This window comes from Sphingomonas sp. BK345 (assembly GCF_014193845.1).
Taxonomy (GTDB): Bacteria; Pseudomonadota; Alphaproteobacteria; order Sphingomonadales; family Sphingomonadaceae; genus Sphingomonas.
In genome coordinates this window covers 77947-92745 of record NZ_JACHZX010000006.1, presented here as the reverse complement: position 1 = coordinate 92745, position 14799 = coordinate 77947, and the positions used below count along the sequence as shown (strand labels likewise).

At 70.9% G+C, this 14799-nt stretch carries 14 protein-coding genes; 8 read left to right on the top strand and 6 right to left on the bottom strand.

From position 1 onward, the window contains the following. The first annotated feature begins 140 nt into the window (after nucleotides 1-140). Complete coding sequence (locus FHY03_RS17420) at nucleotides 141-3104, top strand: pitrilysin family protein (RefSeq protein ID WP_183931836.1); 2964 nt, start codon at nucleotides 141-143, stop codon at nucleotides 3102-3104. A gap of 134 nt (nucleotides 3105-3238) precedes the next feature. On the opposite strand, the gene FHY03_RS17415 is transcribed toward FHY03_RS17420, so the two are convergent. After that, the gene (locus FHY03_RS17415) at nucleotides 3239-5071 is read right to left on the bottom strand and encodes a long-chain fatty acid--CoA ligase (RefSeq protein WP_183931835.1); all 1833 of its coding nucleotides are present in this window, start codon (nucleotides 5069-5071) and stop codon (nucleotides 3239-3241) included. A gap of 68 nt (nucleotides 5072-5139) precedes the next feature. Between FHY03_RS17415 and FHY03_RS17410 the strand changes: the two genes are divergently transcribed. Next, on the top strand, nucleotides 5140-6438 hold the full coding sequence (locus FHY03_RS17410; RefSeq protein ID WP_183931834.1) for a M20/M25/M40 family metallo-hydrolase: 1299 nt from the start codon (nucleotides 5140-5142) through the stop codon (nucleotides 6436-6438). Between the two features lie 4 nt (nucleotides 6439-6442). On the opposite strand, the gene FHY03_RS17405 is transcribed toward FHY03_RS17410, so the two are convergent. Both FHY03_RS17405 and FHY03_RS17400 read right to left on the bottom strand, forming a co-directional pair. Then, nucleotides 6443-6928 (bottom strand): GAF domain-containing protein, encoded by a 486-nt coding sequence (locus FHY03_RS17405; RefSeq protein ID WP_183931833.1) that lies wholly within the window; start codon nucleotides 6926-6928, stop codon nucleotides 6443-6445. A gap of 216 nt (nucleotides 6929-7144) precedes the next feature. After that, nucleotides 7145-7450, bottom strand: coding sequence for a hypothetical protein (locus tag FHY03_RS17400; protein WP_183931832.1), 306 nt, complete (start codon nucleotides 7448-7450; stop codon nucleotides 7145-7147). Between the two features lie 187 nt (nucleotides 7451-7637). Between FHY03_RS17400 and arfB the strand changes: the two genes are divergently transcribed. Next, nucleotides 7638-8060, top strand: a complete 423-nt coding sequence (gene arfB / locus FHY03_RS17395) for an alternative ribosome rescue aminoacyl-tRNA hydrolase ArfB (protein WP_183924602.1) — start codon at nucleotides 7638-7640, stop codon at nucleotides 8058-8060. A 21-nt stretch (nucleotides 8061-8081) separates the two neighbouring features. Here arfB and FHY03_RS17390 read toward each other — a convergent pair whose 3' ends face one another. Beyond that, a complete protein-coding gene (locus FHY03_RS17390) occupies nucleotides 8082-8735 on the bottom strand; it encodes an RluA family pseudouridine synthase (RefSeq protein ID WP_183924604.1) in 654 nt (217 codons plus the stop codon). Between FHY03_RS17390 and FHY03_RS17385 the strand changes: the two genes are divergently transcribed. The 5 genes from FHY03_RS17385 to FHY03_RS17365 all read left to right on the top strand — a co-directional run bounded on the left by FHY03_RS17385 (nucleotide 8734) and on the right by FHY03_RS17365 (nucleotide 12733). Then, on the top strand, nucleotides 8734-9546 hold the full coding sequence (locus FHY03_RS17385) for a M15 family metallopeptidase (RefSeq protein ID WP_260159376.1): 813 nt from the start codon (nucleotides 8734-8736) through the stop codon (nucleotides 9544-9546). The genes FHY03_RS17390 and FHY03_RS17385 overlap by 2 nt on opposite strands. 313 nt (nucleotides 9547-9859) lie before the next feature. Then, the gene (locus tag FHY03_RS17380) at nucleotides 9860-11221 is read left to right on the top strand and encodes a S41 family peptidase (RefSeq protein ID WP_183924606.1); all 1362 of its coding nucleotides are present in this window, start codon (nucleotides 9860-9862) and stop codon (nucleotides 11219-11221) included. Next, on the top strand, nucleotides 11218-11739 hold the full coding sequence (locus tag FHY03_RS17375; RefSeq protein WP_311722138.1) for a disulfide bond formation protein B: 522 nt from the start codon (nucleotides 11218-11220) through the stop codon (nucleotides 11737-11739). Before FHY03_RS17380 ends, FHY03_RS17375 begins: the two co-directional genes overlap by 4 nt. Beyond that, the gene (locus tag FHY03_RS17370; RefSeq protein ID WP_183931831.1) at nucleotides 11736-12269 is read left to right on the top strand and encodes a demethoxyubiquinone hydroxylase family protein; all 534 of its coding nucleotides are present in this window, start codon (nucleotides 11736-11738) and stop codon (nucleotides 12267-12269) included. Before FHY03_RS17375 ends, FHY03_RS17370 begins: the two co-directional genes overlap by 4 nt. Before the next feature lie 11 nt (nucleotides 12270-12280). Further along, the gene (locus tag FHY03_RS17365) at nucleotides 12281-12733 is read left to right on the top strand and encodes a hypothetical protein (protein ID WP_183931830.1); all 453 of its coding nucleotides are present in this window, start codon (nucleotides 12281-12283) and stop codon (nucleotides 12731-12733) included. A 166-nt stretch (nucleotides 12734-12899) separates the two neighbouring features. On the opposite strand, the gene FHY03_RS21170 is transcribed toward FHY03_RS17365, so the two are convergent. Then, entirely contained in the window at nucleotides 12900-13760 is an 861-nt protein-coding gene (locus tag FHY03_RS21170) for a DUF4394 domain-containing protein (protein ID WP_183924612.1), read from the bottom strand. Nucleotides 13761-13975: 215 nt separating this feature from the next. Then, complete coding sequence (locus FHY03_RS17355) at nucleotides 13976-14719, bottom strand: MauE/DoxX family redox-associated membrane protein (protein ID WP_183924614.1); 744 nt, start codon at nucleotides 14717-14719, stop codon at nucleotides 13976-13978. Between the last annotated feature and the right edge of the window lie 80 nt (nucleotides 14720-14799).

Here is a 14799-nt window from a genome sequence, read left to right as displayed (position 1 = left end):
GCTCTCTCTTTCCCGTCGGCTAAACCCGCATCGCGACCAAAACGTGGCATCCGCTTGGCAAAGGCTTGCTCGGGCACGGGAAAGGATCGTTTCACTGGTGTGAGTTGCCGCCGGCCCGCGCGCGCCCTACAAGCGCGGCCATGAATTCGTATTCGCGCGTGCTCGCGAAGCCGCTCGTCGCCCTCCTGCTCGTCTCCGTGTCGCTGCCGCTGCCCGCGCAGCAGCGCGCACGCCGGGCACCGGCGGCTCCCGTCAAACCCGTCGCCGCCCCGCCCGCGCCCGCGATCCGCGTCGACACCTCGCCGTGGCTGTTCAAGGGTTCGGACATCCCCCCCGATCCCGAGTGGCATTTCGGCGCGCTGCCGACCGGGCTGCGTTACGCGGTGCGCAAGAACGGCGTGCCGCCTGGGCAGGTCGCGGTGCGCGTGCGGATCGACGCGGGCTCGCTGTACGAGAGCGACGCCGAGCAGGGCTTCGCGCACCTGATCGAGCATCTGTCGTTCCGCGGCTCGCGCTACGTGCCCGACGGCGAGGCCAAGCGCGTGTGGCAGCGTTTCGGCGCCACCTTCGGCTCGGACTCGAACGCCTCCACCACGCCGACGCAGACGGTCTACAAGCTCGACCTACCCGGCGCGACCGACGTCAAGCTCGACGAGAGCCTCAAGATCTTCGCCGGCATGATGGCCGAACCCGCGATTACCGACGCGGGTCTCGCCGCCGAGCGCCCAGCGGTGCTGGCCGAGCAGCGCGAGGCGCCCGGCGCGCAGGTGCGCTACGGCGACGCGATCCGCCAGACCTTCTTCGCCGGCCAGCCGCTCGCCGAGCGCTCGCCGATCGGTACGATCAAGACGCTGGAGGCGGCCACGCCCGCGACCGTTCAGGCGTTCCACAACAGATGGTACCGCCCTGCGCGCGCGGTGGTGATCATCTCGGGTGACATCGATCCCGACGTCGCGGCCAAGCTCGTGGTCAAGAATTTCGGCACCTGGACCGGCAAGGGCGCCGACCCGGCGGACCCGGATTTCGGCAAGCCAGATCCCAAGGCGCCGGCGACCAAGACGATCGCCGAGCCCTCGCTGCCGCCGGTGGTCGCCACCGCGACGCTGCGGCCGTGGGAGTATCGCGACGACACGATCATCTTCAACCAGAAGCGGCTGGTCGACTTCCTCGCGATCCGGCTGATCAACCGTCGGCTCGAATCCCGCGCCCGCGCCGGCGGCAGCTTCCTCCAGGCGTCGGTCAGCCTCGACGACGTGTCGCGCTCGGCCAACGGCACCTTCACCAACGTGATCCCGATCGGCGATGACTGGGAGGCTGCGCTCAAGGATGTGCGCGCGGTCGTGGCGGACGCGATGGTGTCGCCGCCGACCCAGGCCGAGGTCGATCGTGAGCTCGCCGAGTTCGACGCGGCGATGAAGAACGACGTCGACACCGCGCGCGTCGAGGCCGGCGCCAAGCAGGCCGACGACATGGTCAACGCTCTCGACATCCGCGAGACGGTGGCGGGGCCGAAGACCAGCTACGATATCCTGCAGGAGGCGCGCACCAAGGGCATGTTCACGCCGGCGGCGATGATCGAATCGACCAACCGGCTGTTCAAGGGCGACGTTCAGCGCGCGCTGCTCAACACGCGCACGCCCGACGCCAGCGCCGCGACCAAGCTGGCCGCCGCGCTCACCGCCGACGTCTCCAAGCTGGCGGGCAAGCGCGCCGAGCAGCGCTCGGTCGATTTCTCCAAGGTGCCCAAGCTCGGCACGCCCGGACAGGCGACCGCGCGTGCCACGGTGGGTGACCCGCCGATGGAGCAGGTGACCTTCGCCAACGGCGTGCGCGCGCTGATCTACGCCAACCCGTCCGAGACCGGGCGCGTCTACCTGCGCGTGCGCTTCGGGCGCGGCTATCAGGCGCTTCCGGGCGACCGGGCGACCCCGGCCTGGGCGGGCGAGACCGCGCTGATCGCGAGCGGCGTCGGCACGCTTGATCAGGGCGCGCTCGACTCGCTCACCACCGGTCGCCGCATGGGGCTCGACTTCGACATCGGCGACGACGCCTTCCTGCTCGGCGCACAGACGACGCCGAGTGACTATGCCGACAATCTCACGCTGATGGCGGCCAAGCTCGCCGCGCCGCGGTGGGACGCGGCGCCGGTGGCGCGCGCGCGCGCGGCGATGTTGACGGGCTATGCCGGGCTGAACTCGTCCCCCGACGGCGTGTTGGCGCGCGACCTTGAGGGGCTGCTGCGCGACGGCGATCCGCGCTGGGGCATGCCGACGCTGGCGCAGATCCAGGCGCTCAACGCGCGCGACTTCAAGAAGCTGTGGCAGCCGCTGCTGGCAACCGGGCCGATCGAGGTCGACGTGTTCGGCGACGTCAAGGCCGACGAGGCGATCGCGGCGATCGCGAAGAGCTTCGGCGCGCTCAAGCCGCGCCGCGCGGACGAGGGGACGGGCGCGCCGGTGCGCTTCCCCGCGCACAACGCCACGCCCGTGATGCGCACGCACGACGGCGACGACAACCAGGCCGCGGCATTGATCGCCTGGCCGACCGGGGGCGGCTCGACTGACCACGCCGAGCAGCGCCGGCTCGACGTGCTCGCCGCGGTGTTCGCCGACCGGCTGTTCGATCGGTTGCGCTCGGTGGCGGGGGCGAGCTACTCGCCGACCGCGCAGAGCCAGTGGCCGGTGGGTCTGCCCGGCGGCGGGCGGCTGATCGCTGTGGGCAAGGTGGCGCCCGACAAGGTGCCGTTGTTCTTCCAGCTGTCGCGCCAGATCGCGGCCGAGCTGGTGTCGACCCCGATCAGCGCCGACGAGCTGCGCCGCACGATCGTGCCGATGCTGCAATATATGGCGCGCGCTTCGTCGGGGAACCAGTTCTGGCTGATCCAGACCTCGGGCGGCACCTTCGACCCCAAACGCATCGAGGCGAGCCAGAGCCTGATCGGTGACATGACCGGCATCACCCCCGAGGCGCTCCAGGCGAGCGCGGCCAAATATCTGCGGCCGGACAAGGACTGGACGATGGCGGTGGTGCCCAGGGCGGCCGGGGGCGGGGCGGGGGCGGCGACACCGGCCGGATCGCCGCTTCAGGCCGTGCCGGCGAAGTAGCGCGGTCTCCTCCCCCTAAGTTCCCCGGCGAAGGCCGAGGCCCATTTGGGCGACGTCGGCGAGACACACGACAGACGTGCTAACTGGGCCCCGGCCTTCGCCGGGGCACCGGGGGCCCAGCGCGACCGCGTGCCTCACCCCCCGTACAAGGCGTCCAGCCGCGCGCCATAGACCTGGCGCAGCACATGGCGGCGGATCTTGAGGCTGGGGGTGAGCTGCTCGTTCTCGATCGTGAAGGGGCCGTCCGCCACGATCCAGCGGCGCACGCGCTCGGTCACTGACAGGTCCTTGTTGGTGCGGTCCACCGCCGCCTGGAGCGCGGCGCGATAGGCGGGATCGTCCGGCGTCACGGGGTCGCGCCGCCCCTGCGCGCGCGCCCAGTCGAAGGTCCACTCCGGGTCGGGCACCAGCACCGCCACCATGTGCGGGCGACGGTCGCCGTAGATCATCGCCTGGCCGATCTCGGGCTGAAGGGTCAGCATGCCCTCCACCTTCTGGGGCGCGACATTGTCGCCCTTGTCGTTGATGATCAGGTCCTTCTTGCGGTCCGTGATGCGGATCCGGCCGCGTTCGTCGAGCTCGCCGATGTCACCGGTGTGGAGCCAGCCGTCCTGAAGCACGCGCGCGGTCTCGGCCTCGTTGCGCCAATAGCCGCGCATCACCAGCTCGCCGCGCACGAGGATCTCGCCGTCCGCGGCGATCCGCACCTCGGTCTCGGCGAGCGGCGGCCCGACCGAGTCCATCCGCAGCCCGGCGGAGGGACGGTTGCACGAGATCACGGGCGCTGCCTCGGTCTGGCCATAGCCCTGCAAAAAGCAGATGCCGAGCGACTGGAAGAACACGCCCACCTCGGGCGTGAGCGGCGCGCCGCCTGAGACCATCGCCTTGATCCGGCCGCCGAACTTGCGCGCGATCTTGCGCTTGAACAGGGTGTCGACCAGCAGCGCGGCAGGCCGGTCGCGCAGCCCCAGCCGCCCCTCGTAGCGCTTGGTGCCGACGTCGAGCGCGAGCCGCAGCAGCTTCTGCGGTGTGCCCCCCTGTTTCTCGATCCCCTTGGTGATGCGCGTCCGCAGCACCTCGAACAGGCGCGGCACCACCACCATGATCGTGGGGCGCACTTCCTCGATGTTGCTGGCGAGCTTCTCCAGCCCCTCGGCATAATAGATCTGCCCGCCGAGCCCGATCGGCAGGTGCTGGCCGCCGCTATGCTCATAGGCGTGGCTGAGCGGGAGGAAGGAGAGGAACACCTCGTCCCCCCAGCCGAAATCCTCGGCGATGATCACGATGCAGCCGTTGACGTTGTGCAGGATCGCGCCGTGATGCTGCATCACCCCGCGCGGCGCGCCGCCCGTGCCCGAGGTGTAGATGATGCAGGCGAGGTCGTCGCGCCCCAGTTCGGCGACGGCGCGATCGGCGGCGGCGCCCACCCCGGCGGGATGGCGCTCGATGAGCGCGCGCCAGTCGTGCACCTCTACGGGCGTCTGGCCGAGCCGCATCGGGTCGATGCCGATCAGCATCTGCGGGCGGATCGAGCGCAGGATTGCGGGCATCAGCGTGCGGGCGAGCTTGTCGGTCGAGACGATCACCGCCTTGGCGCCCGAGTTCTCGATCACGTGGGCGTGGTCGCGCTCGGTGTTGGTGGTGTAGGTCGGCACCGTCACGCAGCCCGCCGCCATGATCGCGAGGTCGGACAGGCACCATTCGGGGCGGTTCTCGCTGACCAGCATGACGCGGTCGCCGCGCTCCAGCCCGATCGCGCGCAGCCCGGCGGCGAGCCGTGCCACCGTCTCGGCCGCCTCGCGCCAGCTGGTCGCGCGCCACGCGCCGTCGCGCTTGCTCCACAGGAAGGGCGCGTCGCCCTTCTCGGCGGCGCGGGTGAAGAACATCGTCACCAGGTTGGGGAAATGTTCGAGGCGTCGAGTGATGGCGCCGCTCCTCTCGCTGATCGTTCCTGTGCGTCGCGTCATGCCTGAGATGCGGCGGCCTCGTCCAGCGAGTGATTGCGCCGTCCGCCGCGGCCCGCCACAAGCGACGGATGACGCTCCGCTTTCCCGCCGCCGCGCTGCTCGCGCTGACGCTCGCCACCCCCGCCGCCGCGCGCGATGCGGTGTCGCAGGAGCGGCAGCGCGCCACGGTGGAGAAGCTCGTTTCCTTCGGCACGCGCCACTCGCTGTCTTCGGCGACCGATCCGAAGCGCGGCATTGGCGCGGCGCGGACCTGGGTGGCTGGCGAGTTCGCGAAACTGTCGCGTGACTGCGGCGGCTGCATCACGACCGAGCGCCTGTCGCGCCGCTTTACCGGCCCGCGCGCGCCCGACGGCGTGGTGATCGAGGACGTGCTCGGCGTCCAGCGCGGCACCGATCCGGACCGCTACGTCATCGTCGGCGCGCACATCGACAGCCGCGTCACCGACGTGATGAACGTCACCAGCGACGCGTCCGGCGCCAACGACGACGCCAGCGGCGTCGCGCTGGTGCTCGAGGCGGCGCGACTGCTCCACCGCGAGCGCTTCCGCGCCAACATCGTCTACGTCGCTTTCTCGGGCGAGGAGCAGGGGCTGTGGGGCGCGACGCTGCTGGCCGAGACCGCGCGTGCGCGCGGCTGGCAGGTCGATGCGATGCTCAACAACGACATCGTCGGCAACTCGCTGGGGCAGGGCGGCGTGGTCAACGATCGCTACGTCCGCGTCTTCTCCGAGGGGATCCGCGCCAGCGAGTCGCTCCCCGAAGCGATCGAGCGGCGCGGCATCGGCGGCGAGGACGACGGCCCCAGCCGCGCGCTGGCCAAGATGATCGGCGGCGTCGCGACGACGCTGCCCGGCGGCTTCGGCGTCTTCGTCGATCGCCGCCCCGACCGGTTCGGCCGCGGCGGCGACCACGAGCCCTTCCTCAAACAGGGCTATCCGGCGGTGCGCTTCTCGGTGGCGGCAGAGAATTGGGACCGCCAGCACCAGGACGTGCGCACCGAGAACGGCCGCGTCTATGCCGACACGATCGAGGGGATGGACTTCGGCTATCTCGCCAAGGTGACCGCGATCAACGTCGCAACGATCGCGCGGCTCGCCGCCGCCCCGGCCGCCCCGGCGAGCGCGGCGATTTCGGGCGCGCTGTCGTACGACACCAAGGTGAGCTGGGCGCCGGTCGCGGGCGCGGCGCGCTACAAGGTCTATTGGCGTCGCGCCGACGCCGCGGCGTGGAGCGACTCGCGCGAGGTGACCGGCACGACGCTCGACGTCGCCGGTGTGCCGGTGGACGACCATTTCTTCGGCGTGGCCGCGATTGGCCCGGACGGCGCGGAGAGCCTCGTCACCTTCGCCGGCCGCGAGAAGAAGTAGCGCGTCAGCCCGCCAGGCGCGGGGCGAGCAGCGCCATCAGCCGCTCGCAGCCGCGCGCGTCGTCGGCATCGAACCGCGCCGGTGCCGGACTGTCGAGGTCGAGCACCCCGAGCAGCCGGCCCTCGTGCACGATCGGCACCACCAGCTCCGACCGGCTCGCCGCGTCGCAGGCGATATGGCCGGGGAAGGCGTGGACGTCCTCGACCAGCTGGGTGCGTCGCTCGGCGGCGGCAGTGCCGCACACGCCGCGCCCCAGCGCGATGCGGATGCACGCGGCTTTACCCTGGAACGGGCCGAGCACCAGCTCGTCGCCGATCATCCGATAGAAGCCCGCCCAGTTGAGCTCGGGCAGATACTGCCACAGCAGCGCCGCGGCATTGGCCATGTTGGCGATCGGATCGCGCTCGTCGCCGGTCAGCGCGTCCAGCGCGGCGAAGAGATCGTCGTAGCGGTGGGGCTTCGACTCGGCGGTGACGGCGAACTCGTACATGGCGCCGACCTAGGAGCTCACCCAGGATCGCGCCAGAGGCGGGTGCGTCGGGCGGCGCGGGGCCGCCACGACGCCGCCGCGCCGATCAGCTACGCACCGTCCAGTGCACCACCACCCGGCTGTAGCCGGCCTCGCACAGCGGCCAGGGAGGGTTCTCGCTTTGCGCAAGCGTGACCGCTGGTCGGGAAGCGCCGGCGCCCCAGTACCGCAGCGCCGTCACTGGCTGACGCCTCCGCGCGCCGGGGCGAGCCCCTGCTGGTCGAGGAACTGGTTCAGCCCCGCCGCCAGCGCCTGCGCCCCCGCGACCGTCAGTGCGATCCGCCCAGCGACCACCCGCTCCACCACCGGGGTCTCGCCGGAATGATCGCAGCGTGCCGCCTCCAGCGTCAGCACCACCGTGCCGCCCAGGCTGGTGAAGCCGGCGCAGCCGGTCGCGAACAGCTCGGCGGCGAAGGGATTGTCGACCAGCGGCGACGGGGCCTGGCGCGGCTGCGGCGCGCGGCTGCGGGACGAGATGTACATGCCAACTTCCTCGTTGCGCCGGCAGGGGAGGCCGGCGCGGGGCGAGGTGCGCCGCGCGCGTCTCGCTCGCGTGTCGCTGTGTTGCGTCCGTTCGCCGTCATGTTGCGGCGGTGGCGGCTCGGCGCGAGGGCGCGGCATCGGCCTTCCGGGCCCATCGCACTCGCGCCAGTCGGCGTTATATACCGCCATGGCCCGCATCCCCGTGACCCGCTCGCTCTCGATCGAGGACGATCTGATCGACTATACCGCGACCCGCTCCGGGGGCGCGGGTGGCCAGCACGTCAACACCACCGACTCGGCGGTGATCCTGCGCTTCGACGTCACCGCGAGCGACCTGCCCGAGCGGGTGAAGGAGCGGCTCGCCGCGCTGGCAGGATCGCGGATGACGGCGGCGGGCGCGCTGGTGCTGCGGAGCGAGGGATCGCGCTCGCAGCACGTCAACCGGCAGGAGGCGCTGGAGCGCCTCGTCGCGCTGATCCAGGAGGCGACCGTGGTGCAGGCCAAGCGCCGCCCGACGCGACCGACCCGCGCGTCGCAGACCCGCCGCGTGGACGCCAAGAAAGGCCGGTCGGGCGTGAAGGCAGGGCGCAAGAAGCCCTCGTTCGACTGATCGGCGCCGGAGCGCGGCAGCTCAGCCGGCGGCGAAGCCGAGCGCGGCGAAGCGCTCGGGCCAGGGCGCCTCGGCGGCGGCATCCTCCTTGCCGGGTCGCGGCAGCGCGATCGCGGCGGCGTGGAGCATCATGCCCGCCGGATCGGCGCGGCCATAGACCGGATCGCCGACGATCGGCACGCCCAGCCCCTCGCGCGCGTGGACGCGCAGCTGGTGCGTCCGCCCGGTGTGCGGGGTGAAGGCGACCAGGGCGCGGCCGTCACGTGTGTCGAGCAGCTCCCAGTCGGTTCGCGCCGCCTTGCCGCGCGGGTCGACCGCGATGCGCCAGCCGCGCTCGGCGCTGGAGACCTTGCGCAGCGCCAGCTCGACCGTGCCGCGCTCTCCCTGGGGCAGGCCGTCGAGGATGGCGAGGTAGCGCTTGCGCACCTGCCCCGCCTCGAACGCCTGCTGGAAGCGCGCCTGCGCCTTGGGATTGCGCGCGAGCAGCAGGCAGCCGCTGGTGTCGCGGTCGAGCCGGTGCACCGCGACCGGCCAGCGGTGGAAGCCGAAGGTGAGCGAGCCGAGATGGTTCTCCAGGCTGAGCCCGCCGTCGCGCGGGGGATCGACCGGCAGCCCGGCGGGCTTGTCGATGATCAACGCCTCGCCGTCGAGGAACAGGACCCGGTCGCCTAACATGCGCCACGCCCTTGCCATCGCCACGCCGCCGTGGCCAGAGGGCGCGATGCGCCGCGCCTCCCTGATCCTCGCCGCCCCGCTGTTCGCGCTGGCCGCGCCGGCACAGGCCCAATTGTGCGACAACAGCAACGTGCGCATGGGCGCGGACGGGCGCGCGTTCGGGCACCTGCCTTATGGCGACGCGCCGCCGGGCGAGCTGGTCGCGGTGCCCGAGGGGCTGGCGGTCGGGTCCTGCGTGCTGCGCCGCGACGTGGTGCCCGATCTCGCGCGGCTGATCGCGGCCTCGGGCGGGCAGGTGCGCGCGCTGTCGTGCCACCGTTCGATCAGCTACCAGCAGGCGGTGTTCTGCCGCGAGGCGCAGACCGCGGCGGGCGAGCGCGCGCTCTCGGTGGCGCCGCCGGGGCACAGCGAACATGCCACCGGCTACGCGCTCGATTTCGCCTTCCGCCCGCGCGTCAACGACTGCCCCGACGCCGAGGCGTGCGGCGCGGCGACCCCGGCGTTCCGCTGGCTCGTCGCGAACGCCGCGCGCTACGGCTTCGAGATGTCCTTCCCCGCGGGCAATCGCCAGCGGGTCAAGTGGGAGCCGTGGCACTGGCGCTGGGTCGGCGCCAGCGCGACCGCGCCCGGGGCGGCGCGCGCGCGCGCGCTGTTCGCCCGGGCGCGCGCGGCCTTCCCGGCCGAGCCGGCGGTGGCGCGCGACCCGGTGGTGATCGCGAGCGTGGCGGCGCCGCCGGTCTATCTCGGCGCCTATGCGCCGCCCGAGTGCCGCAAGGGCAAGTGCCGCCTGCCGAAAGCAAGGCGGCCGTAGCTCGCTGATCCTGTCCTTGCAGCGTTTTTCTGCGCTCTCCTCGGAACGCTTGTCACTCACCGTCGACCCGGACTTGTTCCGGGATCCACCTTTCCGCGTGAACTACGCTTCCAGAGTCTGCGGCACGGTGGATCCCGGACCAAGTCCGGGATGACGGAAGGGTTTTGCAGAAGAATCCTCCTTGGGGCGGATCAGCAGTAGAGCGCGACCGCCCTCATCCGCTCAGCCGCGGTTCAGCCGCGCGGGCGCTAGGATCGGTCGTGCAATTCCGCTACATCGCGGGATCGCTCTCACCGGGGTCTCGACCGTTCGCATGAAGTCCAAGCTGCTCCAGGCCGCCGCGCTGGTCACCACGATCGCGATGGTGCCGGTCGCCACCGGCGCGATGGCCGCCGCCGATACCAGCACCTATCGCGAGATGGACAAGTTCCTCGACGTCTACAATCGCGTGAAGGCCGACTACGTCGACAAGGTCACCGACGAGCAGCTGATCAAGGGCGCGATCGACGGCATGCTCGCCGCGCTCGACCCGCATTCCAGCTACGTCGACGCCTCCGACTTCGACAATCTCCGCATCCAGACCGAGGGCAATTACGGCGGCCTCGGCCTCACCGTCTCGATGGAGGACGGCGCGGTGAAGGTCGTCTCGCCGCAGGAGGACACGCCCGCCGGGCGCGCCGGGATCAAGTCGGGCGACTTCATCACGCACATCGACGGCAAGCTGATCTACGGCGGCACGCTCGACGAGGCGACCGCGCAGATGCGCGGCAAGCCCGGCACCAAGATCTCGCTCACGCTCGTGCGCCCTGGCCGCGACAAGCCGATCGACGTGACCCTCGTGCGCGAGGTGATCGTGCAGCGCCCGGTCAAATGGGAAGTGAAGGGCGACGTCGGCTACATCAACATCAACACCTTCTCCGAGGCGACCGGCGCCGACACGCGCGCCGCGGTGATGGCGATCGACAAGTCGCTCGGGCACAAGCCGCTGGGCTATGTCGTCGACCTGCGCGAGAACGGCGGCGGGCTGCTGACCCAGGCGATCGAGGTCTCGGACGCCTTCCTCGAGCGCGGCGAGATCGTCAGCCAGCGCGGCCGCGAGAAGGACGATATCGAGCGCTATTTCGCCAAGCCGGGCGACGTCGCGCACGGCCTGCCGATCATCGTGCTGACCGACTCGGGCACCGCCTCGGCCAGCGAGATCGTCGCCGGCGCGCTGCAGGACCATCACCGCGCTTTGGTGATGGGCGAGCGCAGCTTCGGCAAGGGATCAGTGCAGACGCTGCTCCAGCTCGGCCCGCGCACCGCGCTGCGGCTCACCACGGCGCGCTACTTCACGCCGTCCGGGCGGAGCGTGCAGGAGGGCGGGATCGAGCCCGACATCCGTGTGCCGCAGCTCTCCGACGCAGACTACAAGTCGCGCCCGGTATTCCGCGAGGCCGACCTGCGCCGCCACCTGATCAACGAGATCAAGTCACCCGACAACGCCGTGCTGGAGGAGGACACCAAGGACGACCCGCGCTTCACCGCGACCCCTGAGTCGCTCAAGAAGCAGGGCGTCGAGGACTTCCAGCTGTGGTACGCGCTCAAGACGATCGCGCGGCTCGGCGGACCGCAGCAGGTCGCCGCGGTGACCCAGTCGATGGCGAGCAATCCGCCGGCGGCGAGCAAGAAGTGACCGGGGCGGCGCTCGACCGGCCGTTCGGCGCCCGCTTGAGCCGGGGGCTGCGCACCGCGCGGCTGCTCGCGCTGCTGGTGCCCGCGGCGCTGCTCGCGGGCGCCTGGGCGTTCCAGCTGATCGGCGGGCTCTATCCGTGCGAGATGTGCCACTGGCAGCGCTGGCCGCATTACGGCGCCGCGGCGATGGCCGCGCTGGCCTTCGTGATCGGCACGCCGCGCGTCCAGGCGACGTTGGTGGCGGGGGCGGCGGCGCTGATCGTCGTCTCGGGCGCGATCGGCGTGTTCCACGCCGGGGTGGAATATCACTGGTGGCAGGGCGTGACCGCCTGCACCCAGACGACCAGCACCGTAGGCCTCTCCACCGACCAGGCGCTTAAGGACCTGCTCGCCGCGCCGATCGTTCGCTGTGACGCGGCGCAATGGTCGCTGCTCGGCGTGTCGCTGGCGGGATGGAACGCTCTCCTCTCCTTCGCCGGTGCCGCGCTGATCGTATCGCAGCTGTGGAGGCGCGCATGACCTGGAAACCCGGCGACAAACCCGCGGCGAGCGACTCGATGATCCGAGTCGACCAGGCGGGCGAGTTCGGCGCGATCCGCATCTATGCGGGGCAGCTCGCGATCATGGGGCAGCGCTCGCCGATGGCGCGCAAGATCTCGGCGATGGCCTTGCAGGAGGAGAAGCACCGCGCCTTCTTCGATCGCATGATCATCGAGCGCGGGGTGCGACCGACGCTGTTCCAGCCGTTCTGGGACGTCGCCGGCTTCGCACTGGGCGCGGTGACGGCAGCGATCGGCCCGGAGGCGGCGATGGCCTGCACCGCCGCGGTCGAGACCGAGATCGACAAACATTATGAGGAGCAGCTCGTCGCGCTCGGCGACAGCGACCCCGAGCTGTCCGAGGCGATCCGCGAGTTCCAGGCCGAGGAGTTGGAGCATCGCGACACCGCGCTGGCGCACGGCGCCGAGAACGCGCCCGCCTATCCGCTGATGTCGGCGGTGATCCGGCTCGGCTGCCGGGTGGCGATCGCGACCGCCAAGAGGATCTGAGAGGGAAGGTGATGGTAGGACGGGTCTTCGCCGCGGCTTTGCTGCTGACCGCACCGGCGGCCGCGCTGGCGCAGAGCGGGCCGCCGTCGCCCAACGCGGTCCGCGCGCCGCGCACCACCGTCGCGGAGGGCGTGTCGCGCAACGCGCCGGTCAACGGCGTGCTGGTGCTCTACGGCAACGAGCGCTGCCCGACCAACGCCGACGGCGCCGAGGTGGTGGTCTGCACGCGCCGCCCCGCCGAGGAGCAGTTCCGCATCCCCAAGGAGCTGCGCAACTTCGAGGTGACGCCCGAGAACCAGGCCTGGGCGGCGAAGGAGGCGGCCAACTCGGGCGTCGGCGCGGTCGGGGTCGGCAGCTGCTCGACGGTCGGCGCGGCGAGCGCCACGGGATGCGTGGTGCAGAACGCGACGCGGTGGAAGCGCGAGCGCAAGGCCGCCGCCAAGGCCGCCGAAGATCAGCCCTGAGGGTGTCGAGGAGCGCGTGAGCGGCTGATCCCTTCGAAGTGAGACGTGCTCCCGCGCACGCGGGAGCCCAGGGCAGCAGGTGTTGGCGACAGTGTCCCTGGGCTCCGGCTTCCGCCGGAGCACGCCTTCGCTTCGATGAATGACGCTCTCGCGCCCTCGATCCCGTTCAGACCAGCTGGGTGACGCGCACGCGCGCGGTGCGACGGCGCAGCGAGTAGCCCACCGCGCCGAAGCCCAGGATCATCATGGCCCAGGTCGCCGGCTCTGGCACGGGCGCGACCGCGATGCCGAACAGCTGGCGCGACGTGGTGCCGAGCGTCGCGAGCGCGCCGCTCTCGAGATTGACGCTGTAGAGCGAGCGGCCGTTGTACGCGAACGCCTCGCTCCCCGCGATGTCAAAGCTGGTGCGCGAGCCCAGGTCGCGGCCCAGGCCGCCCACCGTCGTCAGCACGCCACCGTTGTTGTTCTGCTTGGCGAGCACGTCGAGATCGGTGTCGATTACGTAGAGCTGGGTCGAGGTGCCCGGCGCGCCGAAGCTCGAGCTGGTATAGGCCGCCGCGCTCACGCCCGGGTCACGCCCGGCGTTCGGATCGCCCGCGGCATAGCCGAGCGGGCTGGTGGTCGGCGCACCGGTGAGCGAGCCGTCGTTGGGATTGTAGACGTAATTGTTGTTGGTGTTGCTGACGATGCGGACACGATCGATCGTCGGGTTGAAGTCGAAGCCGAAGACGCTTCCCTCGATCCCCAACGCGGCGCTGGCGGCGGTGGCCACGCCCGTCATCGTGTTGATGGTGTAGACGACGCGATCGGTGCCAAGGCCGTAGAGCATGCCGTTGAGCGGGCGAAAGTCGAGCGCCTCGATGCTGCTGTTGGTGCCGGTGATCTTCACGGAGGACGTGAACGTGCCCGGCATCGCGCTGCTGAACGTCACCAGCCTGTTGGTCTCGTCCACGCCGAAGATCGTCGCCGCCGACGCGCTCGCCGGCGCGAGCACGGCCGCGGTGGCCAGTAGAACTGCCTGTCTCATGATCGCAACTCCCTCTGTTGTCGTCGGGCGAAGCAGAGATCGCGACGTCTCCCGGATCGCGCTCGCCCGCGACCAGACAGCTTCTGGTTAACGAGGAGTCAACGACTTCGCCGTGACAGGCGTCCTCCAGCAGGATTACGTTTTGTGTCTGCGCGAACGGCGCATCTATTTGCGGAAAGTCTCGTATCTTTCCTCTCGCGCGTCGGCGCCGAGGGTCATCGCGCCGCCATCCATAGCGCCATCGCGACCATCATCACGTTCTCGGTGAGCGACACGAAGCCGAGCGGCACGCGGGTGGCGCCACCGACGCACGCGCATTTCAGCTCGCGCCGGTCGATGTAGACCGCCTTGACCACCGAGACCGCGCCGATGCCGCCGATCACCAGCGCGATCGGCACCGACAGCCAGTCCGCCGCGTGCGCCGCCATCAGCACGCCCGCCAGCCCCTCGGCATAGGGATAGACATAGCCGTAGCGCACCCAGCGTTGCGCCAGCAGGTCGTAGTTGAGGAACATGGTCGAGAAGGTCTCGACGTCCTGCAGCTTGAGCAACGCGAGCACGCACATGCTGAAGGCGATGAACCACTCGCCCGCGCGTACCGTCAACGGCGTGCCGTAGGCGGCGTGACTGGCCGCGAGCGCCATCAGCGCGGTCATCGCGAAGACCGCAACCACGGGGCGGTAGCTGGTCTCGCCCGCCGCCGCGACGCGCTGGCCGAAGTGGCGGCGCAGATCGTCGTAGCCGCCGACGCGCTCGCCCGCGATGAAGGTCTGCGGTGTGGTCCTGACGCCGTGCGCGGCCTTGAAGGCGTCGGTCTCCTCGCGCGTGCGCAGCGGATGGTCCACGACGGTGTAGCCGCGGCGCTCCAGCAGATCCTTGGCCTTGAGGCCATAAGGGCAGGTGTGGCCGGGCATGACCATGCGGTAGAGCGTGGCGCGGCGTTCGGGCGAAGCGGTCATGCCGTGGGAGATAAGGGCCGCGGACGCCGCTCGCCAGCGCGGGGTGGGTGCTAGTGGTGAGCGGCGGCTGATGGAGCTGA

Bases quoted from the DNA above. Each gene is read 5' to 3' on its own strand.
- FHY03_RS17420 (WP_183931836.1), top strand. From the start codon at position 141: ATGAATTCGTATTCGCGCGTGCTCGCGAAGCCGCTCGTCGCCCTCCTG.
- FHY03_RS17415 (WP_183931835.1), bottom strand. From the start codon at position 5,071: ATGACGCGACGCACAGGAACGATCAGCGAGAGGAGCGGCGCCATCACT.
- FHY03_RS17410 (WP_183931834.1), top strand. From the start codon at position 5,140: ATGACGCTCCGCTTTCCCGCCGCCGCGCTGCTCGCGCTGACGCTCGCC.
- FHY03_RS17405 (WP_183931833.1), bottom strand. From the start codon at position 6,928: ATGTACGAGTTCGCCGTCACCGCCGAGTCGAAGCCCCACCGCTACGAC.
- FHY03_RS17400 (WP_183931832.1), bottom strand. From the start codon at position 7,450: ATGTACATCTCGTCCCGCAGCCGCGCGCCGCAGCCGCGCCAGGCCCCG.
- arfB (WP_183924602.1), top strand. From the start codon at position 7,638: ATGGCCCGCATCCCCGTGACCCGCTCGCTCTCGATCGAGGACGATCTG.
- FHY03_RS17385 (WP_260159376.1), top strand. From the start codon at position 8,734: ATGCGCCACGCCCTTGCCATCGCCACGCCGCCGTGGCCAGAGGGCGCG.
- FHY03_RS17390 (WP_183924604.1), bottom strand. From the start codon at position 8,735: ATGTTAGGCGACCGGGTCCTGTTCCTCGACGGCGAGGCGTTGATCATC.
- FHY03_RS17380 (WP_183924606.1), top strand. From the start codon at position 9,860: ATGAAGTCCAAGCTGCTCCAGGCCGCCGCGCTGGTCACCACGATCGCG.
- FHY03_RS17370 (WP_183931831.1), top strand. From the start codon at position 11,736: ATGACCTGGAAACCCGGCGACAAACCCGCGGCGAGCGACTCGATGATC.
- FHY03_RS17365 (WP_183931830.1), top strand. From the start codon at position 12,281: ATGGTAGGACGGGTCTTCGCCGCGGCTTTGCTGCTGACCGCACCGGCG.
- FHY03_RS21170 (WP_183924612.1), bottom strand. From the start codon at position 13,760: ATGAGACAGGCAGTTCTACTGGCCACCGCGGCCGTGCTCGCGCCGGCG.
- FHY03_RS17355 (WP_183924614.1), bottom strand. From the start codon at position 14,719: ATGACCGCTTCGCCCGAACGCCGCGCCACGCTCTACCGCATGGTCATG.